The organism is Hydrogeniiclostridium mannosilyticum (assembly GCF_003268275.1).
Lineage (GTDB): Bacteria > Bacillota > Clostridia > Oscillospirales > Acutalibacteraceae > Hydrogeniiclostridium > Hydrogeniiclostridium mannosilyticum.
Genome location: NZ_QLYR01000012.1, coordinates 1 through 24576, shown reverse-complemented (window position 1 = coordinate 24576; position 24576 = coordinate 1). Strand labels below are relative to the sequence as shown.

Here is a 24576-nt window from a genome sequence, read left to right as displayed (position 1 = left end):
ATATTATTTTTTAATTTAGAAAGGAGTGGTTTATCCGATATGGATAATCACAAACAAAGGCCTTGGTACGCTCAGCAACTTACAGAGGTTTATAATATTTTACAGACCTCTGAGGATGGATTGAGCGATGCCGAGGCGCTTGAAAGGCTTAGAAAGAACGGGCGCAATGAACTGCGCGCCAAACCGCCGAAGACGGTTTTGCAAATGCTGAAAGCACAGATTGTTGACCCGATGGTACTCATTCTAATAGGGGCGGCTGTATTTTCTGCTGTTTTGCAGGAATGGACGGAAGCGGCGGTAATTTTTATTATCGTTATTGTTAACGCGATTATCGGTATTGTACAGGAGAAAAAAGCACAATCTTCACTGGAGGCTCTGCGCAATATGAGCGCCCCCACGGCCCGCGTACTGCGTCAGGGTGAGGAAAGCATCATCCCGGCCAGAGAGTTGGTCACAGGCGATATTGTAATGCTGAGTGATGGGGATATGGTTCCGGCTGATTTGCGGTTAATTGAGTCTGCAAATTTAAAGGTACAGGAGGCTTCCTTAACGGGTGAATCTGTTCCGTCGGAAAAGGAAGCGGCGGCTATTTTACCAGAGGATTGTGCGCTTGGTGACCGCTGCAATATGGCATATACCTCCGCTATTGTAACTTATGGCCGTGCGGCAGGCGTTGTGGTTGCAACCGGCATGAACACAGAGGTGGGAAATATTGCCGGTATGCTGGATAATCAAGACGATATGGATACTCCGCTTAAACGGAAGCTGGATGCGGTTGGCAAAACCCTTACAGGAATAGGGCTCATTGTTTGTGTTTTGATTTTTGCAATTGGCGCATTATACCAGCGCCCCCTTATCCCGCAGCTTCTTGTTGCGATTTCTCTGGCAATTTCCATTATCCCGGAAGGGTTGCCTGCAACAGCTACAATTGTGATGGCGTTAGGCGTGCAACGTATGGCAAAGAAAAATGCATTGATCCGAAAACTGCCTGCTGTAGAAACCCTGGGGAGCGCCACGGTTATTTGTTCCGATAAAACCGGTACTCTTACACTGAACAAAATGACCGTGACCCATATTGCAGTCAACGGCGGTTTTGAAGCCGGGAAAAGCATTTCGGTTGAGGAGGCCGTGCAGGAGCGCTCGAGTGTATATCAAGAACTAGTTTATGCCGCCGCTCTTTGTAATGATGCAAGCCTTGACCCGGACAGGAAGGGAGAAGTAATTGGCGACCCTACAGAGGGCGCGCTGATTTATATGGCGCAGGCATTTGGCATTGACCATGAACGCTTGGAAGATGAACACCCCCGTTTATTTGAACAACCATTCGATTCAGACAGAAAACGCATGACAACGGTTCACCGAATCGGCAATTGCCTGACTGCCTATACAAAGGGTGCGGTAGATGAAATGCTTCCGCTTTGTACACATATTTTGACCCCAAACGGGGTGCGGCCTATTACGGAATCTGACAAAAGCCATATTGCAGGTCTTTGTCTTTCCATGTCGGAAAGCGCGTTGCGCGTACTCGGGTTTGCCATGCGCTCCTTGGCGGCTCTTCCGGTAGAAGATGATGAAAATGTAGAGCTTGGCCTAACCTTTATCGGTGTAGCAGGCATGATAGACCCACCGCGCCGGGAAGTAGCCGAAGCTGTACGCACTTGCCGCCGGGCTGGCATCCGCACGGTTATGATTACCGGCGACCATAAAATAACGGCGCTTGCCATTGCAAAAGAACTGGAAATCTACCAAGATGGCGACACTGTAATTTCCGGCGACGAACTTGATGGTATGAGGGATAATGAACTCGACAAGGCCGTTAAGAGCATTACTGTTTTTGCCCGTGTATCACCGGCCGACAAGCTAAGAATTATCCAAAGCCTGAAGCGTGCTGGCGAGGTTACCGCTATGACCGGTGACGGTGTAAATGATTCCCCTGCATTAAAGGCGGCGGATATTGGCGTAGCTATGGGTGTTGCCGGAACGGACGTAGCAAAAGACGCATCGGACATGATTTTATTAGACGATAGCTTTACCACGATTGCTTATGCCATCAAAGAGGGCCGCCGCGTTTACCGAAATATCCAAAAGGTCATACAGTTTCTTCTGGTAGGCAATATTGCGGAGATTTTAACGTTGTTTGTAGCCACACTGTTCAACTGGGAGGCGCCGCTGCTGGCGGTTCACATTTTGTGGGTAAACCTCGCTACGGCTACGTTGCCTGCACTGGCACTGGGGGTTGACCCGGCCGGAAAAAACGTGATGAAGCATCAGCCGGTAAAATCGGGCACTTTATTTGAAAAAGCTCTGATACAGCGTGTTGTTGTACAAGGTGTTTTTGTGGCGGCTATGACAGCCTGCGCATACTGGATAGGCGCAGAGTCAGGAGGGCATGCGGCAGGACAGACGATGGCGTTCTGCGTGCTTGCGTTCTCACAAATGCTGCGCGCTTTCAATCAGCGTTCTAATACGGAACCTGTTTGGGTACGGGCTGAAGGAGTAAACCCGTGGCTTATTATTTCTTTTGTGGCTTCAGCCCTGTTAATGGCGTGCATTTTGTTTGTCCCAGCTTTGAGGGGGGCCTTTCAACTTACCCGGCTAAATGGTGTGCAATGGCTAATTACGCTTGGATTAGCCTTGCTTTCTATTATTCAAGTAGAAATTGTAAAACTTGTGAGGTGGATTTATAATAAACCCAGCCGCTTTGGTCAACGGTTAAAATGAACGATATATTTCATGCGCTGCTATTGAAAACGCTGCCCGGTTTGCGGGAGGTCAATTAGGGGAAAGCGCCGAGAAATGCGGTTAGCCCCCTGTCACATGGCTGCAAATCCTTTTTTGCCGCTCTAAATTCCATATGACGGCAATATTGTTACAACAATGCCGGTAGTTGCATACGCACCACGCTTTGATTTGTAAAGCCGTGTGCTGGAAACATCAGACAACAAAACAGGCGGTATGCTCCCAGAGAAGGCAGCATACCGCCTGTTTATTGCTTGCCGGCTTGTTTCACGGCCATAATAATATTTGAAAAGAAAGGGCGAGATTTAATCCTAGCTGATTGTGAAGCTATTCTATGCTTTTATCGGTTGGAATTTCTTTTATGAATGCGGCAATATCGTTAAGGGTGCAGGCTAATATATATTACATAGCTTTTCAACATAAACAGGGTGGTATTTTTATTCTTTTTCGAACGGTTCCATTCGGTTACCAATTCCCGATATGCTATGTAACACAAAGCATGGCCGGCAGGCATGCCGAACAAATTAGAAAAAGGGATATTCCATCCATACGATTGGAATATCCCTTTTCTAAATTTTATAGTATTCTTTGCCGCATTACAAATCGTGCGAAGTATGCATTCAAAACCAACCGAGGGCAGCCGATTTTACAGCAGTTCAGCGTGTTGCTGCTCCACGGGCTGTTTGTGCGGCCTCATTCGGGCTGCCCGCCGGAAGAAGCCATCTTCTTCCATTGAGCATAGAGCGTAAGGGAAGTTTTCATACCTTGAATATTGCTGCCCGGCGCATAAGAGGATCCGCTGCCATCCGGCTTTGTGTTCCATCCGGTAAAAACATAGCCCTCCCGGTTCATATTGCCGGCATCGAGCACCGGCACGCTGCCGCCGGCATAATAGTGTTTGGCGTCGACAGGGGCATTTTGGCCCCCGTTAGCATCATACAGAATGCCAACCTGCTCTAATTTTTGCCATTGGGCATATAAAATGACGCTGCCGGTAATGTTGGTGTAGGTTGAACCGGCGGCATATTTTGTCCCGCTGCCATCCGGCTTTGTATTCCACCCGGTAAAGGTGTAGCCTTCGCGGCTCATAGAACCGGGCCCTGCGACAGACACGGAGGCGCCCTTATCATAGGCAGTTGAATGCACGGGCGCGTTGACGCCGCCGTTGGCGTGATAGGTTAGGTAATAACGGTAAGTAACCGTGTCAACATACATCACATTTTTATCTACGTTTCCGGCTATACCGGGGACGGAGCCTTCAGAGGTGTATTGCCAGATGTCATAATGGCCGTTGTAATTGAGCTTTGTGTTTTCGTCCCAGTAGCTGGGGTACCGCGCAAACCAAATTTTATAACGGCTGCTCAGCAGATTAGTATCAAAATTGTTAAGGTTGCCGCTGCCGTAGTAAACCATAGGGGTGTAGCCCGCGTTTTTAACCACCTCGCAAAAAGCGATGGCATTATTTGTGATTTGCGTCCGGTTGCCATTCAGGGAATAGGTTCGGTAGTTGGGGTCAAAATTTTCCATATCATAGGCCACGGGAAAATCAAGGCTGTACTTGCTCAGGTATTTCAGCATAAAGGCGGCCTCTTCCCGGGCCTCCGCTTCATTTAGCGCCTGTGAAAAAAAGTAAGCGCCTACTTTTAAGCCGGCGGCTTTTGCACCTTTGATGTTGTTTTCGAACTGGTCGTCCAGAACAAGCACCCCGGTGCCGTATCCACGGTAGCCCACACGGATCATAACAAATTCGATGCCGGAATCTTTGACGGCCTTCCAGTTTGTCACCCGGTTATAATAGGAAATATCGATGCCATACACCAGCCTGGTGCTTATAATTTCCTGTGGAGGGAGCGGGGAGAGCGTGCCGTCTTCTTCCTCTGAAGGAGACGGCGGCAGGGGAACGGAAGAGGAAGAAGAAGAGGATGAGCCTGAAGAAGGGGACGAACCCTCAGGCTGCCGGTTGGAATCATCGTTGACGCCGCCGGAGCCCATATTGTTTTTATGGTTCATGGGGTCTTCTTTTTGTGCTGTGGCGCTGTTTTTTCCGGCCACCTGGGTTTCGGATTTTATTTCAATTTTTTTATAGTCGTTTTCTGCCGGCGCAGAAGAGGCCTCTGAAGTAGACAAAACACTTTCAGCGGAGGCAATATCGGAGCTCGCGTCAGAGGAAGAAGGGGTACTGGAAGGCGCTGAGCTTTCATGGGATAAAACGACGCCGGAAAAAACGGTGGAAAAGGTTTCTTCCGCAGATGAGCTCAAGCTGCTCAAGCCCGCCATTGGAAGCGTGAGCAGAATACCGGCTAAACATCCGGCGACCGCCTTTATGGCTCGGATTGACAGCATTTTTCTTCCCATATCAAGCTCTCCTTTACAGATTGATAATCATACAGTAGTTTATCTTTCATTATAACAAATTTCATCTGGATTGTACAGGACATTTTTAAATCTGAAATGAACCTATTGAGGGTGTTGTAATTTGTTGGGAAATGGGATAAAATACAGCCGTACATAAATAGATGTTTTGGGAGGAGTTAATTGATGGCTGTATCATTTGTTCCGTTTCCGGTGGGTGAAGAGGAGCGAAAGGAATATATGCTAGAGGTAGAGGGGGTAAAAATTCCACTGCATGAAGCGCGTGTTTCGGCGATTCCATTCAATCGGCGTTGGCCTGGACATCAGCGGCCGATTGAGCAAAGTGAGCTGATTGCTTTTGCATCCTTTACCATTGACGGGCCTGTTGACGTTACGCTTACAGGCGAGAACCTGCTTCAGCAGGCGGTAGTCCGCCCGCTGTCCAAAAAAGTTTCCGCGAAATTGCAGGGAAATAAAGTGTCGTTTCACTTAGATGGCCCTGGCTTTTATACCGTAGATTTGGGTAGCTGCCGTCAGGTTGTCCATTTGTTTGCCGAGGAGCCGAGAGATTATTTCGTGTCACAGGCCGCACCGGACATCCTATATTTTGGCCCCGGTGTTCACCGGCCAGGACTTATTGAACTGAAAACCAATCAAACGCTGTATATCGCAGAGGGAGCGGTTGTTCATAGCAGAGTCTATGCACGGCATGCGGACCATATCCGGATTTTGGGGAGAGGGATTTTGGACTGCAGTGAAAACAAAGAAACTATATTATTTGAGGTGGAGCCTGCTAACCGGGATTATGCCGTTGATAATGCGGTTCGTACCCATACTGTACAGCTTGAATATTGCAAGGATGTTCTGATTGATGGAATTACCATACGGGATTCACAGGTGTATAATATCCGTCCGGTCTGTTGCGAAGGGCTCCGGATTGTCGATGTTAAAATCGTCGGTAACTGGCGCTACAACAGTGATGGAATCGACATGCATAATTGCTACGATATTGCCATCCGTCATTGCTTTGTGCGTACTTTTGATGATTGTATTTGTGTAAAGGGATTTGACTATACACAAGATGAAGATGCGCTTGAGGTACTTTCAAAAAGGCAATCCCGCTTTGAACAGGTCTTGGTAGAGGATTGTGTCCTGTGGTGCGACTGGGGAATTGCATTGGAAATCGGGGCGGAAACACGTGCAGAGGAAATCTGCAATGTTACCTTCCAGAATTGTGACGTCATTCATGCGACTCATAAGGCTTTGGATATTCAGAATGTTGATTACGCCGATATTCATGATATTTATTACAAGGACATCCGGGTAGAATGTGATGGCGACAATCCTACACCCGTCCTCCAGACCGCGGAGGATCAAAGCTATCAGGATAAACCGGGGGATGGGTATCTGCCGTTTTTAATGAGTGCCAGTGTATTTTATCACGCGGAATATTCCGCGGATGCCATCCGGCGCGGCCAAAATCATGACATACATTTTCAAGATATTCAGGTAACGGCCTCGCAAATGCCGCCTTCATTATTCAGTGGCTTTGATGAGCAGCATAAATCCCGGAATATTACCATTGAGGGCCTTTTTTTAAACGGCAAGGCAATTAAGGCGTGGGAAACGGCGAATATTCAGGACGGTGCCTTTACGGAGAATATTCAGCTGAAATAATTTTTCTGATACTTATTTTAGTAGGGATCCGTTTGAAACACATTGAACTATTTGCCCCGGAGTGCTATGATAGAGAACATAGCATGGTAAAAATTTCATAACCAACCGGACGGAGGTTCAAAAAATGGGATGGATCGTTGCAGTACCTTTTTATATTCTGCTGTTTTTAATTATTATTTTTCTTTTTGTTCTCATGCCGCGTGTGTTTCATAAGCCGGATATGACAGTTTTTCGTATTTGGGATTACGCGCACCGGGGCTACCATGACGAGCAGGCGAAAATACCGGAGAACTCTCTTGCCGCTTTCCAGCGCGCGGTTGATTGCGGCTACGGGGCCGAGCTCGATGTTCATTTAACAAAAGACGGCGAGCTTGCGGTTATTCACGATGAAAGCTTGAAGAGAATGTGCGGCGTAGAGGTGAACGTTTGTGATTTAACTATGGAAGAGCTTAAGCAATACCGGCTTCAGGGGACAGAGGAGAGCATCCCGGCTTTGCAGGAGGTTCTGGACATTTTCGCCGGCAAAACTCCGCTGATTGTCGAGATTAAGACCTGTGGCGGCAATGTCAATATGCTTTGCGCGAAGGTGGCCGCTGTACTGGACAAATATAAGGGGGCGGCCTGTATCGAGTCCTTTGATCCAAGAGCCGTATTTTGGTTTCGCAGGAAACGGCCGGACACGGTTCGCGGCCATTTAATCACCAAATACACAGGCCAAAAAACACCGCACCCGGTTCTGGGATTTTTGCAGGAGAACCTGCTTACAAATTTTTTGACAGCGCCCGATTTTATCGCGATGGATATTAAACACCGGGAGATGCATGCGTTTCAGCTTTGCAGGCTCATCTACAATGTGACGGAGGTAAGCTGGACTGTCCGCTCACCGGAGCAGGCGCAGCTGATTAAGGATGCGCGCGGCCTGATTATTTTTGAGGCCTTCGACCCCAAAAAGGAATTGAACGAAGATGTTCTGGAAACGCAGCCGGACCCATTGGATCATTCAGGTAACCAGGAGTAAGGCTGCTTCGGAAAGAAGGCGGTTTGGTTGCGTATTGAGCAGACCAAAATAATTGTTCCCAATATTACTAAGATCACCCGTTTGCTGCATATTACCGATGCCCACCTATGTTATGTGGACAGCCGTGAGGAGGCTCGCCTGCAAAAGCATGGCGTCCGCCGCCGCGCAAATTTTACAGCAGAGAATGGAAGAGGGGTTTCGCCCGAGGAGGCCTTTACGGCGCTACTTTCCTATATTCAGAAGTCAAAACCGGACGGTATTGTCATGACAGGGGATATCATTGATTTTCCGTCCCGCAAAAACTTGGAATACCTCGGCGAGGCGTTCCGGCAAATGCGGGTTCCGGTTTTCTATATGGTTGGCAATCATGACTACGCGCCGCCCCATGAAGAAGAATCGTTGGAGACAAAACGAAAATATCTTCCGCTTTTCCGCCGGTTTTTATCAGGGGACTTTACCATTGATGTAAAAGAAATGAATGGGCTTATGCTGGTGGGCCTGGATAACTCCAGAAACCAATTCAGCGAGGAGCAGTTGAGGGCACTGGAGGAAGCCGCGGCGAAACAGCTGCCAATGCTACTATTTTTCCATGTACCGCTCTTTGTAGAGAGCCTGCTGCCGGATGTGCTTGGTAAATGGAAAAGCCCGCTGATGTGTGGCTGCCCAATGCAGTGTCTGGATCTTTCTCACCCCTACCATCCGTTTCTGGTGCCGGAGGGAGCGACGCTGCGCATATGCGATTGGATTCGCGCGCACGATGCTCAGGTAAAAGCGGTAGTGGCCGGGCATATCCATATGTCCCATGAAGACGCATTGACGCCGCGTTTAAATCAATATGTGACAAATGCCGCTTATTACGGCGCCGCCCGTGAATTTGTTTTGACGCCGGCGTAGGGTGTGAGCTTTTTATGGATATCAGAAAGACTTTCCGCTCCTTCACAGGAAGAAAACGGAAAGTCTTTTTTGCGCTGTGTGGGATTACCGGGTACTGTCTGTGAGAATTTCCAGAGCTGCCGCCGCAGAAATATTTTTACACCGCCGGTGTGGTCCGATCCCTTTTCACGCTTACAGAGCAGTGCGATCCTATGGAACAGGAAGACTTAAAATGAGTGATGCGGAGGATGTCTATAGAGCAAGCTTTTGCCCGGTAAGCAGGAGGCGGAACGCACGTTCAGCAGCCTTTTCCAGCAGGGTTCCCGCCTGTAATATTGCTTGCTCGAGCGGCATAGCTTCGTCGACAATCGGCAGAATAGCGTCTATTCCATGCGCGAAAACAGCTTCGGCGCCCTCCCCCAGCCCGCCTGCTATAGCGATTACAGGGATCCCAGGGCTGTGCGCTTTTGCACGTTCCGCAACCCCAACGGGAACCTTGCCATTGGCAGTTTGAGCATCGATCCGCCCTTCCCCAGTCAGGATGAGGCCTGCGCCTGAGAGCGCCTGATCGAAGCCGATAACATCAAGCACAGCAGTAATGCCTGGCCGGATGGCGGCATTGCAAAAGGCGAGTAAAGCGGCGCCCAGCCCGCCGGCCGCTCCGGCGCCCGCAACGGTGGCAACATCTATTCCAAACTCCCGGTTGAGCACCCCGGCATAGTGGGCAAGCGCCCGGTCAAGCAGCGCTACATCTTGGTCAGTGGCCCCTTTTTGAGGTCCATAGACTGCGGAAGCTCCCTGCTCGCCGCATAATGGGTTGGTAACGTCGCAGGCGACGGTGATGCTGGTTTCCCGCAGGCGTGGATCCAGCCTGGTACAGTCAATGTGCTGGAGTTCAAGCAAGGCGGCGCCGCCTGGAGCCAGCTCGCGACCCTGTGCATTTAGAAAGCAGGCGCCGAGCGCTTGCGCCATGCCTGCTCCGCCGTCATTGGTAGCGGAACCGCCAATGCCCATGATAATGCTGCGGCAGCCGTGATCTAAAATGGCCCGCAGTAATTCGCCTGTACCAAAGGTGGTGGCGTGAAGCGGGTCCAGCTGATGGCGTGTCAGTCCGGCAATTCCGCTTGCTTCAGCCATTTCCATGACTGCGGTGCCGTTAGGCAGCACTAGAAAACGTGCGTTTCGCCTGTCGCCGACCGGGCCGGTGACATCAACTTCCTGAAAGCTTCCGCCGGCAGCCTGATGAAAGGCGCCGATGGTTCCCTCGCCGCCGTCTGCAACAGGGAGCTTTAAAATTTCAAGGTTCGGGAGGACGCGGCGCAGTCCCCGCTCCATGGAACAGGCAGCTTCAGCTGCGGTAAGGCTGCCTTTGAAAGAGTCGGGTGCTAAAATAATTTTCATATTTTATAATCCCTTCAGATAAATTTAAGATTTATGCCATGAAAGTATTATAGCATATAGGGTGAATTTATGGTAAAATTTAATGGCAGATCATAAACCCTCTTTTGGCTTGAAGCTTGCGCTAACATTTTAAAAGAGGCTTGAATTGAAAAAAGAAAGAGATGCGCTGCGGCAATGATATATAAGATATTTTTAGTGGAAGACGACCCAACCATTGTGAGCGTGCTGGACCGGCAGCTTGCACAATGGGATTATCTGGTCCACTCCGTAGAGGCGTTTGATGCGGTTATGGAAGAATTTACGGTTTTTGAGCCGCATTTGGTCTTATTAGATGTCTCACTGCCCTTTTACGATGGTTATTATTGGTGCGAGAAAATCAGAAGGGTCAGTAAAGTTCCCATCCTTTTTATTTCTTCTGCTACCGATGAAATGAATTTGGTGATGGCTGTTAATATGGGAGCGGATGACTTTGTCAGCAAGCCGTTTCAAATGAAGGTTATTTTGGCAAAAATACAGGCTCTTTTGCGGCGGACCTATTCCTTTGGCATGGATCCCAGCATCTTAACGCACAAGGGCGTAACCCTCAACCTGAACAGCGCGCTGCTGAGCTATGGCACTCAAACATTGGAGCTGAGCCGTAATGAGCTTAAAATTTTACAGGTGCTTCTCGAAAATAAGGGGACGGTGGTTACGCGTGAAAGCCTGATGCAGGAGCTCTGGCAGACGGATAGCTTTGTGGATGACAATACCCTCACGGTCAACATTGCCCGGCTGCGCAAGCATTTGGAGGAGGCCGGCCTGACCGGGTTTATTACCACCAAAAAGGGGCTTGGCTATCTGGTGGAGGAATAAAGGCGATGCGGCTGTTTTTGATGTATTTGAAGAGCCGGTTGGCTGTAATTCTGTTCTTTTTAACGCTGCTGTCGGTCTTATGCGTGGTGTACGGCTTGTATGGCCTGCCATGGGGGCCTGCTTTTTATACCTGTATATTGATCGCTTGCCTTGGGGTGCTGGCCTTGTCCCTTGGCTTCTATAAATTTCAGAGAAAGAGAAAAGGCTTGGAGTTTTTGAAAAAACAAGTGCCTTATTTTGAGGGCTTTCCACAACCGGGCGACCCGGTGGAGCAGGCCTACCAGGATCTGACAAAGCTGCTTCAGTCCTATGCAAACACCCGGGAAGGGGAATTACGCGAGCGGGAAAATACCGCGCTTGCCTATTATACCCGCTGGAGCCACCAGATTAAAACGCCATTGGCAGCGGCGCAGCTTTTGTTGCAAGAGGAGAGCCTGGACCGCGAGGCGCTGGGACGCGAGTTGATGAAGGTCGAACAATATGTGGAGATGGTTTTACATTATCAGCGGCTTGAGGGAGACGGCAAGGACCTGGTACTAAGGGAATATTCTCTTGAAAAGATCGTCAATCAGGCCCTGAAAAAAGTGGCTCCGCTGTTTATTTATAAAAGGATTCAGCTTCGCTTGGGAAATCTTAAAAAAGCGGTACTGACCGATGAAAAATGGCTGGTATTTATTTTTGAGCAGCTGTTGACCAACGCGGTTAAATACACCCGCCAGGGGACGGTCTCGGTTTATTTGCAGGAGGGGACTGAATGCACCGTGGTGGTAGAGGACAGCGGAATCGGGATTCTTGCCGAGGATCTGCCCCGGGTTTTTGAATGGGGTTATACCGGTGGCAACGGACGTCTCGACAAGCGTTCAACAGGCATTGGCCTTGCGCTGTGCAGGCAGGCGGCGAATATGCTGGGACATTCCATCCGCATTGAATCCACCAAGGGTGTGGGAACACGGGTTTACCTGTGCCTAACCCATGAACAAATCGAAATTGAATAGCATATGGTTGTAAATGCAAATTATATTTGAAATAAAGGGTGAAGAATATGAAGGAAAATAAATATGACGATGAGGTGTTTTTTGAAAAATACAAGCAAATGGAGCGTTCACAAAAGGGCCTGGAGGGAGCCGGGGAATGGGAAACACTACAGGCGCTGCTGCCGGATTTTGCAGGGAAGCGGGTGTTGGATTTAGGCTGCGGCTATGGGTGGCACTGTCTTTACGCCGCGGAGCACGGTGCTGTTGCAGTGACAGGGATTGATATTTCTGAAAGGATGCTTGCGGCTGCACGCGCTAAAAATTCCCATGAGGTTATTCATTATTGCCGCATCCCCATGGAGGATATTGCTTTTCCAGAGGATTCGTTCGACATTGTCCTGAGCTCGCTGGCTTTTCACTATTTGGAGTCCTTTGCTGCTATTGTGGCGAAGGTTTCTGCTATGCTGCCGCACGGGGGAGATTTTGTCTTTTCGGTGGAGCATCCGGTTTTTACTGCCTATGGCACGCAGGACTGGATCTATGACGGCCAGGGGAACATCCTGCATTTTCCTGTGGACCGCTATTTTTACGAAGGTAAACGGGAGGCACATTTTTTAGGGGAACAGGTGGTGAAATACCACCGCACCTTGACAACTTACATCAACGTATTGCTGCAGCACGGCTTTCATATTACCGGCCTGCAGGAGCCGCAGCCGCCGGTTCGTCTGCTCGACACCGTGCCGGGCATGCGTGACGAGCTCCGCCGGCCGATGATGCTGATTATTGCGGCTCAAAAGAAGTAGTGGCCGTGGCGATGCCGATGAACGTTTCATTTGATTCCAGTCTGTGGCGGGAGCCTAAAGGCAAGGCCGGCAGGCCGCAGTGGGTGTATTGGGCATTTCGGTGCGATGGGTGCTTATACACCATTCCGGCGCTTTATCACTTTGAGCAGGGCTTAGTATTCGATGTACTTCAACCTTTGAGCGAAAGAGAGCTCAACCTGTTTTATCAAAAATACCAGCGCTACGACGGGGAAGGGGACCCGTTGCTTTCTGCACTCGAACATCAAATAGAGCAGGAGTCACCCGTCCGCCGGTTATCCTTACAGAATATTTGTGTGGATGGCCTTGTCTGTACGGATTTTTCAAGCAGTGCTTCCGCCAGAACGCCGTGGAACCAGGAGGCATTGGCGGAATGGCGGGAGGCTTATGCGGATTGCTTACAGCAGCAATTCTTTGCCTGCCAGCGTTTCTGTCTGCCGTATAAACACCGGAGCACGCAGGAGAATATCGGCTCTCTGGCCCTGACAGTTCGGGAACGCGAGGTCTTCTATCCATTGTCAGCTTCATTTTCCTTGGAAGCTGGTTTACGGCAAAAAAAATTGATAAAGTGGCAGTATCCGTTTACAGGAGAAGAGCTCACTTTTACTTTTCAGCATCCTGTGCAGGAGGAAGCCATGCTCAACCACGCGCCGCTCTATATCGCCTCTGCTGTCTACACCTGCACACCTGCACCGCCGCAGAAGATTCGTTTGGCCTTTGACAGCTCTTTTCAGGAGGAAGGTTGTATGGAGGCCGGCAGCATAGGAATGATCGGCGGCTGCAACGGTCCGACTGCAATCTTTTGTGCGGATAGCCTTTCAGAAAAACCGGATGGGCAGCTGGTTTATGCCAAGCCATCGCGCCGCAGAAATGAAAGTCCCCGTTTCCAATTAACAGGGGTCTTTGTACAAGCACGGGGGAACCAGACCTTTCGGCTTGGCGATCATATCAGCAGTTCTGCGCGCTGATACAAAAAATGGGAAGAAACCTTACACCGATGTAAGGTTTCTTTTTTAAATGTAAGTGAAATCAATGGAATACCGCCGTTGTTAGGTCTATGATAATATTGTAGAGCGGCGGAAGAGGCCGCCGCCTGGAACATAGATAGAAGGGTCAAAGGGTGTGATTCAATGAAAATATTCAGGTGGATTAAGTGGTGCGTTGGGTTGCTGCTGATTGTGGCAATTGGTACGTTTGTTTGGTTGGCGTTTAAGGGGTATGAGATGTATGACCAGGCGCTGAAAGAGGCGAGCCTGGAGGAGACAGTGGAAAAGGTTCGCAGCAAGCCGAACTATACCCCATTGAACGCGTTGCCTAAAACTTATTTAGACGCGGTTATCGCTGTGGAGGACCACCGGTTTTATAAGCACGGCGGCATCGACCCCATCGCTATTTCCCGCGCCGTGTGGAATGACATCAAAGCAATGAGCTTGGTAGAGGGCGGCAGTACCATTACACAGCAGTTGGCTAAAAATCTTTTTTTTACGCAAAAAAAGGAGTTTACCCGCAAATTTGCGGAAATTTTTATGGCGTTTAAAATAGAGCATACCTACAGCAAAGATGAGATTTTGGAGCTTTACCTAAACTCGATCTATTTTGGCAATGGCTATTATTGTGTTGGCGATGCCTGCGAGGGATATTTTGGCAAAACGCCCAGAGAGATGACGGACAGCGAGTGCACCATGCTGGCGGGGATTCCGAACGCACCCTCCGTTTATGCGCCGACGGTGAATCCAGGCCTGGCAAAGCAGCGCCAAAAGCAGGTAATAAAACAGATGGTAGAACGCGGCTACCTTACCGGCGAGAAGGCGGCGGCTATTGCCGGCTGACCGCAAAGCCCCCGGATTCTTACATGAGCGTAAGTTAGGCGAGAAGAAATGTAAGCTAAATCGATGGTAGCGCCGGCGGCGGTCATTTATACTAAGAGGGTAATGAATTTGATAAAGGGGGAAGCCTGTTTATGGCACTTCTTACAGTAAACCGGCTAAAAAAGATCTATACAACCCGTTTCGGCGGCACGCAGGTACAGGCGCTGGCAGATGTCAGCTTTTCAGTAGAGGAGGGAGAATATGTTGCAATTATGGGCGAATCCGGTTCTGGAAAAACAACCCTGCTCAATATTCTAGCCTCGCTAGACCGGCCTACAGCGGGGGAGGTTCTTCTGAACGGGAAGAATTTATCAGAGGTCCCGGAAAAACAGCTGGCAGCCTTCCGCCGCAATCACTTAGGTTTTGTCTTTCAGGATTTTAACCTGCTGGATACCTTTTCGATCCAGGATAACATCTTCTTACCGCTTGTTTTGGCCAAGACACCGGTGGTTGAAATGCGCAAGCGGATTATACCCATTGCACGTATGCTCGGGATAGAGGATATTCTTAATAAGTACCCCTATGAGATATCCGGCGGACAAAAGCAGCGGGCCGCTGTGGCGCGGGCGTTAATTACGGAGCCGCAGCTGATTTTAGCGGATGAACCGACCGGCGCGCTGGACTCCAAGACCACGGACAGCCTGCTGCGGATTTTTGAAGAGATCAATGCGCTGGGGCAGACTATTCTGATGGTTACGCATAGCACCAAGGCGGCCAGCCACGCGGGCCGGGTGCTATTTATTAAGGATGGCAGTGTGTATCACCAGCTTTACCGCGGAGGCCGCAGCAACGAGGAGATGTACCAGAAAATATCGGACACTTTGACCGTGCTGGCTACAGGAGGGAAGGATGGTGAGTAGACTTTTTTACCCGCGCATGGCGGCGGAAAATTTGCGTAAGAATAAAAGCTTTTATTTGCCATATTTACTGTCCGGCATTTTGGTGGTTTCCTTATATTACATGCTGAGCGCCATTAAGATCATGGTGGTGGAAAGCGGTATGAAAGGCGCCCGGTCGATGGGGACGATTTTGCAGGCCTCTGTGCCGATCTGTGCGTTTATGGCGCTTGTTATTCTGTTTTATGCCAACAGCTTTGTCATGAAACGCAGAAAGCGGGAGTTCGGCCTTTACAGTATTCTGGGCATGGAAAAGCGCCATATATCCCTTGTAATGCTGTGGGAGGTTCTTTACACGGCGGTGCTGAGCATGGTACTGGGAATCATATGCGGGGCGCTGTTTAGCCAACTTATGTTTTTATTATTTTCTAAGGCTGCCCATTTTACGGTTCAGCTTGCCTTTCAAATTCCGGTAGGGCCCATTTGGTGGACTTTTGTGCTGTTTGCCGTGATATTCGGCCTGGTGCTGCTCTATGATATTGTAAGCGTTTTTCGCTCGGATCCCATTATGCTGCTGCACAGTGATAAAACTGGCGAGCGAGAGCCCAAGGCCCGTTGGTTTCTGGCAGGAGCAGGCGCGCTGTTCCTGGCAGGGGGGTATGGCTTGGCACTGTCCGTGAAATCGGCTCAAGAGGCAGTGGGAATATTTTTTCTGGCCGTACTCCTTGTGGTGCTGGCAACGTACTGTCTGTTTATTGCCGGCAGCATTGCGATGCTGAAGCTGCTGCGAAAAAACGGGCGGTTTTATTACAAGCCTTCCAATTTTATTTCGGTGTCCGGTATGATTTACCGCATGAAACAAAATGCAGTTGGATTGGCGACAATTTGTATTTTGTCTACCGCTGTTTTGGTAACGTTGTCTACCTGCTTCAGTCTGTTTTTAGGGGAGGAGGATATCCTTGAATCAAGGTTCCCGCGTGAAGTACAGGTGACCTGTATGGATACCAAAAATCCCCGCCCCTTGCTGGACCAGGCGGCTGAAGAGCATGCTGCCCGATATGGCTTCAGCATTAAAAATGAAATCGGCTACAGCATGGTTAATTTTGCCATTGCATATACAGAAAAGGGCTTGAATCTTTTTCCGGATGGTTCCGCTGACTACAATTACATTGGACTGTTGAGTTGTATTACAAAAGAGTACTATGAGGAATATACCGGCGAGAGTATTTCGCTTCAAGAAGGGGAGGCGGCGGTCTATTCCACTTATGAGCAGCCGCTGGACGCTGCCATCCAGATCGGGGAGACTTCGTTCAGCGTTGCGAAAACCTTGGACGCCATCGACGCCTCGCTGGAATATAACCAGATGGGGCTCGAAAACAGGATGCTTGTCATCCTGCCGTCTTTGGACGATCTTGAAAAAATAGTAGCTGATTATAACCGAAACAACCCGGACCCGGAAATGTTCGGGGAGAAGTATCTTCAGTACTATTACTATTTTGACGTAGAAGGTGAGGGGGACCGAGAAGCTTATTACAACACGATGCGGGATGCATTTAACGAACGGGTTGACCGTCTTTCCATTGTCGATAATATCGATGATGCCCGGCAGGATTTTTATGGGATGTATGGCAGCCTTTTGTTTGTGGGCATATTCCTCGTGCTGATGTTTATGATTGCAACGGTTTTAATTATCTATTATAAACAAATTACAGAAGGGTTCGACGATAATAAGCGGTTCCATATTATGAAAAATGTCGGTATGAGCAATAGTGAAATTCGGAAAACCATACAAAAGCAGGTTTTAATGGTTTTCTTTCTGCCTCTAGGGTTGGCCTTTTTGCACACAGCCGTGGCCTTTCCGGTGCTTTGCAAGGTATTGATTGCGTTCAACCTATATAATACCGGTCTGTTTTTCCTGTGTACGCTGGCAACAGCGGTTGTTTTTGCATTGGTATATTTCATTGTGTATCAGATAACAGCACATGCCTATTACAGGATTGTTCAGTCCTGAATAAAGAAAAAGCTACTTGAAAAACGGGCGTCATCTTTGAAGATGATGCCCGTTTTTTCACTTTTATGACCTGTCCCGCTACATATTTCCAACCGCCCGGCGATATATTTAGTAGGGTAAGGGGGCAGGGCGATGTATTTAATTTTTAAGCTGAAGCGGGCTTTGGCGGGCTTGCTGGTGGTTGCGGCCGGTATAGCGGGCGTATTGGCAGCCTCTTACTTGCAGTCCGCCCAGAATGTAGCCTCAAAACAGAGGGAAGTTCAAATCCCTATTATTATGTATCACAGCTTATTGAAGGACCCGGACCTGCAGGGAAAATATGTGATTTCTCCAGAAGTGCTTGAAAATGATATGAAATATTTAAAAGAGAAGGGGTACACAGCGGTAAACGTGCAGGATTTACTGGATTTTGTGGACGGAAAAAAAGAACTGCCGGAAAAGCCGGTCATCCTGTCCTTTGACGATGGCTATTACAACAATTATTATTACGCATACCCTCTGGCTAAACAGTATAACATGAAAATCGTTATAGCGCCCATTGGCTCCTGTACGGATAAGTTCAGCGCAACAACAGACGAACATATTCCGTATTCACATATTACATGGGATGAAATCAAGGAGATGATGGCAAGCGGGTTGGTGGAGTTTCAAAACCATACTTATGATCTGCACACCAACAAGCAAGGAAAGGTAGGGGTCAAAAAGATGGCCGGTGAAACAGATGAGGCCTATCAAAAACGCCTGGCCGGAGATGTTGTGAAGATGCAGCAGAGAATGAAGGAAAACACAGGATATGAGCCCTCGTGCTTTGTGTACCCGTTTGGCGCGAAAAGTGAAAAAACAGCGGAGCTGATTAAAGAGATGGGATTTCGCTGTACATTTACCTGCGAAAGCAAGGTCAATACTATCAGCAGAAACCCGGAGAGCCTATATGAGCTTGGCAGGTTCCTCCGCACCGGTAAAAAGAGCAGCGCAGAATTTTTTGGTGAAATATTAGATTGAAGGGAAGAAGCAGCTATGCCAACTATTTATTTAAGCCCCTCTTTACAGCCTTACAACAAGTATGTAGGCGGGGGAGACGAACAGTATTATATGAACCTGGTAGCGGATGCAATGGTTCCATATTTGAGGGCCAACGGTATCCAGTACAGCCGCAATACGGTGGGCACAAGTCTGGCTCAGGCCATTCGGGAGTCTAATTCCGGTTACTATGACCTGCACCTGGCGCTCCACTCCAACGCAGCGCCGGAACACCTGAGCGGAAAGCTTCAGGGTACGGACGTCTACTATTACCAGTACAGTAACGCAGGTAAGCGGGCTGCCGACATTATTGCCCAGAATTTTAAACAAATTTATCCGGATCCTAGCAAGGTCCGGGCATTGCCGACGACAACGCTGGTTGAACTGACAAAGACAAACGCGCCTGCAGTATTAATTGAAATCGCCTACCATGATAATGTTCAGGATGCCGATTGGATTCGCAACAACATCGATGCCATTGCAAAAAATATTGTGAAAAGCCTGACGGAATATTTTGGGCTTCCCTTTATCAGTAATGTGGAAGCGCCCAAACAGGGGACAGTGGTCACACAAGGCAGCCCGCTGAACATCCGGGCAAGGCCAAGCACAGATGCACAGGTGGTTGGCCAAATCCCAAAAGGGGCAACCGTTACTGTGCTGGGCAGGTGGCAAGACTGGTATGTGGTCAATTATAATGGGACGGTAGGCTATGCCTCAGCTTCATTTATACGGGTATAAAAAGAAAAGAGCTTTCGCAGAGAAGGCTCTTTTTCCTTTAAAGTAATGGGGGGCTGACCCTGGTGACGCCTGGCTGTTCCCTGGGGTGGTAGAATGAGCAGCTTTCTAAAAAAGATAAAAAACGGTGGATTTACACGTTTTTTTGACTTTGTGCTCGCTTCCGATTTATGCTATACTATCCACATACCAACAGGCAATGCCGGCTTGGGCGGTGCACCGCAGAATAAGGTTGTGCTGTGTGGTAAAAATGAGAAATGGAGGAAGATAGCAATGCCAATGGCGCTTGTTTGGTTTGCAGCAATTGTACTGGCAGTCATCATTGAAGCGTTGACCAATCAACTGGTTTCCATCTGGTTTGTAGCCGGGGGAATTGTGGCGTTGATTGTCAGCTTATTTGATGCGCCGCTATGGCTGCAATGTCTTTTGTATGTTTTGGTTAGCGCAGTGACACTGTTGGCAACGAGACCCCTGTCCAGAAAATTACTTCATTTAAAAAAGGAAGACACGAACGCAGACCGTTACATCGGTAAAACAGGTACCATATTGGTAGAGGTGAATAATTCTGAGGGGAAGGGCCAGGTTGAGGTCATGGGCAGCGTTTGGTCGGCCCGTTCTGAAAACGGGGGCGTAATTCCCGCCGGCAGCAGTGTTCTGGTGAAGGAAATCACTGGTGTGAAATTAGTTGTAAACCCAATTCCTAAAAATTGAGGAGGTTGTAGTTATGCCAACAGCGTTATATATTTTTTTAGCGTTAGTGGTTTTGGTGCTCATCGTATTAATTGCAAATATTAAGGTTGTGCCGCAGGCGCATGCGTTTGTTGTGGAACGTCTCGGGGCTTACCGCATTACCTGGGGAACAGGCTTGCACTTTAAAGTGCCTTTTTTGGATAAGATAGCAAAGAAGGTTTCTTTAAAAGAGCAGGTGATCGATTTTCCGCCTCAGCCTGTTATCACAAAAGATAACGTGACGATGCAGATTGACACCGTCGTTTATTTTCAAATTACAGATCCGAAGCTTTATGCCTACGGCGTGGAGCGCCCGATTTCAGCTATTGAAAATCTCTCGGCGACGACGCTGCGTAATATTATCGGCGAGCTGGAGCTGGACAGCACACTGACCTCCCGTGACGTCATCAACACGAAAATCCGGACTATTTTGGACGAGGCCACGGATGCCTGGGGCATCAAGGTGAACCGCGTGGAACTGAAAAATATCCTGCCGCCGCCGGCGATTCAAGACTCCATGGAAAAACAGATGAAGGCAGAGCGCGATCGCCGCGCAATCATCCTGGATGCAGAGGGTCAAAAGCGCAGCGCTATCCTGATTGCGGAGGGCCAGAAGGAGTCCGCAATCCTGGCGGCCGACGCAAAAAAGGAGAGCCGCATCCGCGAGGCGCAGGGCGAAGCGGAAGCGATTATTCTAGTGCAAAAGGCAATGGCGGATAGTATCCGTCTGGTCAACGAGGCCAATCCCGGAGAAGGGGTTCTGGCAATTAAAAGCCTGGAGGCTTTCCAAAAGGTGGCGGACGGCAAGGCAACCAAGATTATTATTCCTTCCAACATACAGGGGCTTGCCGGCTTGACTACTTCCATCAAGGAACTGGTTTCCTCCGACCCGGCGGCTAAATAATGAACGCCCGCGCGCAGCGGTTGACAGGGAGCCATGCAGTACCGGTAGACGTCAAAGGTCTGCCGGTTTTTTATTTGAAGGGGCTTAATTGCAGCATTATTTTTTAAAGGGTGAATACAAAAGACGATGATGAATAATGTTTAAGCAGCCTATTGACAACACCGCATAAATTGTTTAGGGTAGAAGATACCGGAAGCTTATTGATAGACGAAACTTTCTGTTTAAATGAATGTTTAAACAGGGAGTTTTATTTTTTATTTCCACAATGAAATTTATCGGAAGGAGATGAGCTGGTACACGAGAAACAGCAGGCGCGCCTAAAAAGAAGGGAGAGAGGATAATGACAAAGCGGGAGCTGTCACAGCTGGGGGACATAGGACGTGAGATCAAACAAAATGAACAACGGTTGTCCAGGCTGGATGTGTTGAAGTCAGACTTAAGAGCCTGGAATGCTGCGCCGGGCGACGGCGCTTTTGAGATGCTCTGCCTGGAGAAGCAGCTGTCCGGCTACAGGTGGGAGCTTTACAGCCACCTACAGCTGTGTTTGCTGGAGTATAGGCGGTTGCAGCGGTTTATTGCGTTAATTGATGACAGCCTGATACGCCAAATACTTACGGGCCGTTACGTTGATGGAAAGAATTGGACCCAAGTCGCCCTTCAGGTTGGTGGGGGTAATACGGCGGACAGTGTACGAAAGGCGGCGGACCGTTTTTTAAAGACCTATACGGAATAGGTCCGTTTTGTCCGCCTATTGAGTCTTATAATAAAGCTAGTAACCTAAAAGGGGGAGGAAGGAATGCGGATTAACGGTGTTGAGCTGCCGTTGGACCTCTATGATCTGGAGACTGCGGGACGTGTTCAAAAAGCTTTGTGCAATCTGTCACAGGAGCTCGGGGCGCTGGAGCGAAAGGATGTAGACTGGTGTGAAAGCCTCCGTGAGCAGATGGGCGCCATTTGCCGCTTTTTTGATACGGCCTTTGGAAAGGGAACGGCACGGCGCTTATTTGGCCGAAGACAGAATTTAAGATCGGGTTATGATGCGGTCAATGAGTTTTTTCGGGCCTTTTATGAAATCCGCAGCCGGCCTGACATGCTATAGGAAGGAGGAGAGGCTGAAATCATTTGTATGCGTACCGGGTAGAAATGGAGGGGGAATATGGTACAAAAAGACATTCAATTGGAGGTTTGGACCGACAACACACAGCAGCTTCCGCATGTGCTGGTGAAACAAGGGGAGGTGCAAAGCCGTTTACTGAGATTTAAAATTTTGGCGAGCTCTGAGCCGGTCGATCTGACAGGGGCGATGGTGACGTTCTATTTTACAAAACCGGACGGCAGATCGGAGTATTTACCGGCAATGCTTTTAGATCAGGACAGAGAGCCCGGCGGAGTGTCCGTGCTGCTGACCTCGCAAAGCTGTGCGGCGGCGGGGAGGGTTACCGATGCTGAAATCCGGGTGGAATTTCAGGATCAGTCTAATTTACGCGTAACCTGCCCGGTTATCAGGATTCTGAGCTCGGTATCGGACCAGGCGATTGAAAGCAGCAACGAATTTTCGGTTTTAACCTCGGCCTTGGAAAAGGTAAATTCTCTGACAGAGGAGTTGCAGGAGGTCTGTGATGAATCGGCCAAACAGGTCGCGGAGGCAACAGCTGTTAAGGAGGACCTGATAGAAAAACGGGATTCCGGATTTTTTAACGGCCCCCAGGGAGAACGTGGCCCCCAGGGCCCTAAGGGCGAGACAGGTCCCGTTGGCCCCCAGGGGCCTAAAGGAGATGCAGGCGCTGCGGGCGAGACAGGTGAACAGGGTGAACGGGGGCCGGAGGGGCCGCAAGGTCCGGTAGGGCCACAAGGCGCAGTAGGACCGCAAGGGACACAGGGCATACAGGGCCCAAAAGGCGACAAGGGAGAAAAAGGGGAGCGCGGCGACAGCGGTATTACCGCCGCTGTCAACGGCTTTTACAGTATGTATGTGGCCGCCAACGGCGATTTGACCGTAGTTGTTGCCGACCATACGGAAAAGCCGCCCCTTTCCCTACGCGACGGCCAGTTGATTTTTACCATTGAGGAGGAGTAAGGATGGCAGAATACATTATTGGAAATGTCATGGGGCCGCAAGGCCCGAAGGGCGACAAAGGCGATACGGGCGCGCAGGGGCCGCAGGGCAAGCAAGGCGTACAGGGCCCGAAGGGGGATACCGGCAGTCAGGGGCCTCAAGGAAAACAAGGATTGCAGGGTCCCCAGGGAAACCCTGGTCCGCAGGGGGCAAAGGGGGATAAAGGAGACACCGGACCCGCTGGACCACAGGGCCCTCAGGGACCAGCGGGCCCGCAAGGCCCCTCCGGCGGCCTGGATATTGAGAGCGGGGACAACGAAAAAGGTTTGAATATTTATTGGACAAAATTTCCGGATGGTACCATGATTCAGTGGGGGGAAAGAACCTATCAGATCGATGCCCAGGGGCAAACAGAAATCGTCTTCGAGCAGCCGTTTAGGGACACTCAATATGTAGTCAGTATTACGCGGGATAGCTTCTACTCGCCGCTCTATCTGCCCTCTTTAGTTATAGGCGATAAAAAGGTAGGGAGCGCGAAGCTGAAGATCTCATCAAACAGCGGCTTGCTGATAACCAATACATCGTCAATGTTTAGCTGGATGGCCATCGGAAGATATAAGTAGGAGTGTGAAAAATGGAACAAAAAGGAATTGACGTCAGTAAGCACAACGGAGCAATTGATTGGAAAAAGGTGGCGTCAGAGGGAGTAAAATTCGCGATTATCCGCGCTGGGTACGGTAAGTATGAGGAGCAAAAGGACGCTTGCTTCGAGGCCAATATTACAGGAGCACTGGAAAACGGTATTGCGGTGGGGGCCTATTGGTTCTGCTATGCGCTGGATGCCGGCGATGCGCTTCTGGAGGCGCAGGTCTGTGACAAAATTCTTGCGCCCTATAGGGACAAGCTTACATACCCGGTCTTTTACGACTTTGAATACGACACTGAAGCCTACGCACAGAAGGCGGGTGTCCGCTACACACGGGAGAGCCGGACCGCGGTGGTTCGGGCCTTTTGCGAGAAAATGAAGCAGCGGTACAGACTGGTAGGCGTTTACACCAATAAGGATTACATCGTCAATCGCCTGGATCTGGATGAGCTCTCCGGCTATGAGCTTTGGCTGGCGGATTACAGTGGCGGGCCGGACTACGAGTGCGCGATCCAGCAGACTTCCTCAAGCGGTAGGGTCAATGGAATCAACGGAAACGTGGACCTGGACACCTGCTTTAAAGAATATGGAAGGAAAGAAGAACCCGCAAAGCCTGTAAAGCCGGACAATTCTGCTACAGGCTATACCGTAAAATCCGGAGATACGCTCAGTGGGATTGCACAAAAAGCCGGTATTTCCCTCAAGGCGCTGCTTTCTGCCAATCCTCAGATTACAGACCCGAACCTAATTTATGCCGGACAGGTTGTCCATCTTCCAGGCGCCGCGCCCGCTCCTTCCGAGCCGAAAAAGATCGAGGTAGGCGGCAAGGTGAAGGTAACCGGCAGCCAATACATCAACGGCGCGGCGATTCCCTCCTATGTTAAAGGGAACACCTACACGGTCCAGCAGGTCAAGAGCGGCCGGGTACTGCTGAAGGAGATTTATTCCTGGGTCCCCCTGAGCGGCGTGCAGGCCGTATAAGGGAGGCGCAAATGGAATTAATCGGGAATATCACTCAGATTTGCACGGCCCTGGCAGCGGTTGGAAGCGTTCTGACCATACTG

At 49.6% G+C, this 24576-nt stretch carries 23 protein-coding genes; 21 read left to right on the top strand and 2 right to left on the bottom strand.

The window, feature by feature from the left end:
• Nucleotides 1–39 precede the first annotated feature (39 nt).
• Nucleotides 40–2721 (top strand): cation-translocating P-type ATPase, encoded by a 2682-nt coding sequence (locus DPQ25_RS12745; RefSeq protein WP_112333560.1) that lies wholly within the window; start codon nucleotides 40–42, stop codon nucleotides 2719–2721.
• 379 nt (nucleotides 2722–3100) lie between these two features.
• Nucleotides 3101–3475: a hypothetical protein gene (locus tag DPQ25_RS14545; protein WP_146740567.1), complete on the top strand. Its 375-nt coding sequence runs from the start codon at nucleotides 3101–3103 to the stop codon at nucleotides 3473–3475.
• On the opposite strand, the gene DPQ25_RS12740 is transcribed toward DPQ25_RS14545, so the two are convergent.
• Nucleotides 3433–5094, bottom strand: a complete 1662-nt coding sequence (locus tag DPQ25_RS12740) for a GH25 family lysozyme (protein ID WP_112333559.1) — start codon at nucleotides 5092–5094, stop codon at nucleotides 3433–3435. The genes DPQ25_RS14545 and DPQ25_RS12740 overlap by 43 nt on opposite strands.
• A 183-nt stretch (nucleotides 5095–5277) precedes the next feature.
• Between DPQ25_RS12740 and DPQ25_RS12735 the strand changes: the two genes are divergently transcribed.
• The 3 genes from DPQ25_RS12735 (at nucleotide 5278) to DPQ25_RS12725 (ending at nucleotide 8680) form a co-directional block, all read left to right on the top strand.
• On the top strand, nucleotides 5278–6768 hold the full coding sequence (locus tag DPQ25_RS12735) for a glycosyl hydrolase family 28 protein (protein WP_112333558.1): 1491 nt from the start codon (nucleotides 5278–5280) through the stop codon (nucleotides 6766–6768).
• 124 nt (nucleotides 6769–6892) lie between these two features.
• Nucleotides 6893–7786 (top strand): glycerophosphodiester phosphodiesterase family protein, encoded by an 894-nt coding sequence (locus DPQ25_RS12730; RefSeq protein WP_112333557.1) that lies wholly within the window; start codon nucleotides 6893–6895, stop codon nucleotides 7784–7786.
• Nucleotides 7787–7813: 27 nt separating this feature from the next.
• On the top strand, nucleotides 7814–8680 hold the full coding sequence (locus DPQ25_RS12725; RefSeq protein WP_112333556.1) for a metallophosphoesterase family protein: 867 nt from the start codon (nucleotides 7814–7816) through the stop codon (nucleotides 8678–8680).
• 231 nt (nucleotides 8681–8911) lie between these two features.
• Here the strand turns inward: DPQ25_RS12725 and DPQ25_RS12720 are convergent, their stop codons facing one another.
• On the bottom strand, nucleotides 8912–10060 hold the full coding sequence (locus DPQ25_RS12720; protein WP_112333555.1) for a glycerate kinase: 1149 nt from the start codon (nucleotides 10058–10060) through the stop codon (nucleotides 8912–8914).
• Nucleotides 10061–10237: 177 nt separating this feature from the next.
• Between DPQ25_RS12720 and DPQ25_RS12715 the strand changes: the two genes are divergently transcribed.
• From DPQ25_RS12715 to DPQ25_RS12640, 16 genes are all read left to right on the top strand, one after another.
• Nucleotides 10238–10912, top strand: coding sequence for a response regulator transcription factor (locus tag DPQ25_RS12715; protein WP_177577097.1), 675 nt, complete (start codon nucleotides 10238–10240; stop codon nucleotides 10910–10912).
• A gap of 5 nt (nucleotides 10913–10917) precedes the next feature.
• Nucleotides 10918–11907, top strand: a complete 990-nt coding sequence (locus DPQ25_RS12710; RefSeq protein WP_112333553.1) for a sensor histidine kinase — start codon at nucleotides 10918–10920, stop codon at nucleotides 11905–11907.
• 47 nt (nucleotides 11908–11954) lie between these two features.
• Nucleotides 11955–12689, top strand: coding sequence for a class I SAM-dependent methyltransferase (locus tag DPQ25_RS12705; RefSeq protein ID WP_112333552.1), 735 nt, complete (start codon nucleotides 11955–11957; stop codon nucleotides 12687–12689).
• Nucleotides 12690–12694: 5 nt separating this feature from the next.
• On the top strand, nucleotides 12695–13675 hold the full coding sequence (locus DPQ25_RS12700) for a hypothetical protein (protein WP_112333551.1): 981 nt from the start codon (nucleotides 12695–12697) through the stop codon (nucleotides 13673–13675).
• Nucleotides 13676–13837: 162 nt separating this feature from the next.
• A complete protein-coding gene (locus DPQ25_RS12695) occupies nucleotides 13838–14536 on the top strand; it encodes a transglycosylase domain-containing protein (RefSeq protein ID WP_112333550.1) in 699 nt (232 codons plus the stop codon).
• A 131-nt stretch (nucleotides 14537–14667) separates the two neighbouring features.
• Complete coding sequence (locus DPQ25_RS12690) at nucleotides 14668–15435, top strand: ABC transporter ATP-binding protein (RefSeq protein WP_112333549.1); 768 nt, start codon at nucleotides 14668–14670, stop codon at nucleotides 15433–15435.
• Nucleotides 15428–17422, top strand: coding sequence for an ABC transporter permease (locus DPQ25_RS12685; protein WP_177577080.1), 1995 nt, complete (start codon nucleotides 15428–15430; stop codon nucleotides 17420–17422). The genes DPQ25_RS12690 and DPQ25_RS12685 overlap by 8 nt, the downstream gene beginning before the upstream one ends.
• A gap of 132 nt (nucleotides 17423–17554) precedes the next feature.
• Nucleotides 17555–18424, top strand: coding sequence for a polysaccharide deacetylase family protein (locus DPQ25_RS12680; RefSeq protein ID WP_112333547.1), 870 nt, complete (start codon nucleotides 17555–17557; stop codon nucleotides 18422–18424).
• A gap of 15 nt (nucleotides 18425–18439) precedes the next feature.
• Nucleotides 18440–19180, top strand: a complete 741-nt coding sequence (locus DPQ25_RS12675; protein WP_112333546.1) for an SH3 domain-containing protein — start codon at nucleotides 18440–18442, stop codon at nucleotides 19178–19180.
• Between the two features lie 270 nt (nucleotides 19181–19450).
• Entirely contained in the window at nucleotides 19451–19888 is a 438-nt protein-coding gene (locus DPQ25_RS12670; RefSeq protein ID WP_112333609.1) for an NfeD family protein, read from the top strand.
• A 13-nt stretch (nucleotides 19889–19901) separates the two neighbouring features.
• A complete protein-coding gene (locus tag DPQ25_RS12665) occupies nucleotides 19902–20810 on the top strand; it encodes an SPFH domain-containing protein (RefSeq protein ID WP_112333545.1) in 909 nt (302 codons plus the stop codon).
• Between the two features lie 340 nt (nucleotides 20811–21150).
• A complete protein-coding gene (locus tag DPQ25_RS12660; RefSeq protein ID WP_112333544.1) occupies nucleotides 21151–21543 on the top strand; it encodes a hypothetical protein in 393 nt (130 codons plus the stop codon).
• Between the two features lie 63 nt (nucleotides 21544–21606).
• Nucleotides 21607–21909, top strand: coding sequence for a DUF6673 family protein (locus tag DPQ25_RS12655; protein ID WP_112333543.1), 303 nt, complete (start codon nucleotides 21607–21609; stop codon nucleotides 21907–21909).
• Nucleotides 21910–21966: 57 nt separating this feature from the next.
• Nucleotides 21967–22887 carry a BppU family phage baseplate upper protein gene (locus DPQ25_RS15240; protein ID WP_262510523.1) on the top strand — a complete coding sequence of 307 codons (921 nt, stop codon included), beginning with the start codon at nucleotides 21967–21969 and terminating at the stop codon, nucleotides 22885–22887.
• A 2-nt stretch (nucleotides 22888–22889) separates the two neighbouring features.
• Nucleotides 22890–23489 (top strand): gp53-like domain-containing protein, encoded by a 600-nt coding sequence (locus tag DPQ25_RS15350; protein WP_112333542.1) that lies wholly within the window; start codon nucleotides 22890–22892, stop codon nucleotides 23487–23489.
• An 11-nt stretch (nucleotides 23490–23500) separates the two neighbouring features.
• Complete coding sequence (locus tag DPQ25_RS12640; protein WP_112333541.1) at nucleotides 23501–24493, top strand: GH25 family lysozyme; 993 nt, start codon at nucleotides 23501–23503, stop codon at nucleotides 24491–24493.
• The last annotated feature ends 83 nt before the right edge of the window (nucleotides 24494–24576 follow it).

Coding starts and splice junctions, on each gene's coding strand:
- DPQ25_RS12745 (WP_112333560.1), top strand. CDS start 40: ATGGATAATCACAAACAAAGGCCTTGGTACGCTCAGCAACTTACAGAG.
- DPQ25_RS14545 (WP_146740567.1), top strand. CDS start 3,101: ATGAATGCGGCAATATCGTTAAGGGTGCAGGCTAATATATATTACATA.
- DPQ25_RS12740 (WP_112333559.1), bottom strand. CDS start 5,094: ATGGGAAGAAAAATGCTGTCAATCCGAGCCATAAAGGCGGTCGCCGGA.
- DPQ25_RS12735 (WP_112333558.1), top strand. CDS start 5,278: ATGGCTGTATCATTTGTTCCGTTTCCGGTGGGTGAAGAGGAGCGAAAG.
- DPQ25_RS12730 (WP_112333557.1), top strand. CDS start 6,893: ATGGGATGGATCGTTGCAGTACCTTTTTATATTCTGCTGTTTTTAATT.
- DPQ25_RS12720 (WP_112333555.1), bottom strand. CDS start 10,060: ATGAAAATTATTTTAGCACCCGACTCTTTCAAAGGCAGCCTTACCGCA.
- DPQ25_RS12710 (WP_112333553.1), top strand. CDS start 10,918: ATGCGGCTGTTTTTGATGTATTTGAAGAGCCGGTTGGCTGTAATTCTG.
- DPQ25_RS12705 (WP_112333552.1), top strand. CDS start 11,955: ATGAAGGAAAATAAATATGACGATGAGGTGTTTTTTGAAAAATACAAG.
- DPQ25_RS12695 (WP_112333550.1), top strand. CDS start 13,838: ATGAAAATATTCAGGTGGATTAAGTGGTGCGTTGGGTTGCTGCTGATT.
- DPQ25_RS12690 (WP_112333549.1), top strand. CDS start 14,668: ATGGCACTTCTTACAGTAAACCGGCTAAAAAAGATCTATACAACCCGT.
- DPQ25_RS12680 (WP_112333547.1), top strand. CDS start 17,555: ATGTATTTAATTTTTAAGCTGAAGCGGGCTTTGGCGGGCTTGCTGGTG.
- DPQ25_RS12675 (WP_112333546.1), top strand. CDS start 18,440: ATGCCAACTATTTATTTAAGCCCCTCTTTACAGCCTTACAACAAGTAT.
- DPQ25_RS12670 (WP_112333609.1), top strand. CDS start 19,451: ATGCCAATGGCGCTTGTTTGGTTTGCAGCAATTGTACTGGCAGTCATC.
- DPQ25_RS12665 (WP_112333545.1), top strand. CDS start 19,902: ATGCCAACAGCGTTATATATTTTTTTAGCGTTAGTGGTTTTGGTGCTC.
- DPQ25_RS12660 (WP_112333544.1), top strand. CDS start 21,151: ATGACAAAGCGGGAGCTGTCACAGCTGGGGGACATAGGACGTGAGATC.
- DPQ25_RS12655 (WP_112333543.1), top strand. CDS start 21,607: ATGCGGATTAACGGTGTTGAGCTGCCGTTGGACCTCTATGATCTGGAG.
- DPQ25_RS15240 (WP_262510523.1), top strand. CDS start 21,967: ATGGTACAAAAAGACATTCAATTGGAGGTTTGGACCGACAACACACAG.
- DPQ25_RS15350 (WP_112333542.1), top strand. CDS start 22,890: ATGGCAGAATACATTATTGGAAATGTCATGGGGCCGCAAGGCCCGAAG.
- DPQ25_RS12640 (WP_112333541.1), top strand. CDS start 23,501: ATGGAACAAAAAGGAATTGACGTCAGTAAGCACAACGGAGCAATTGAT.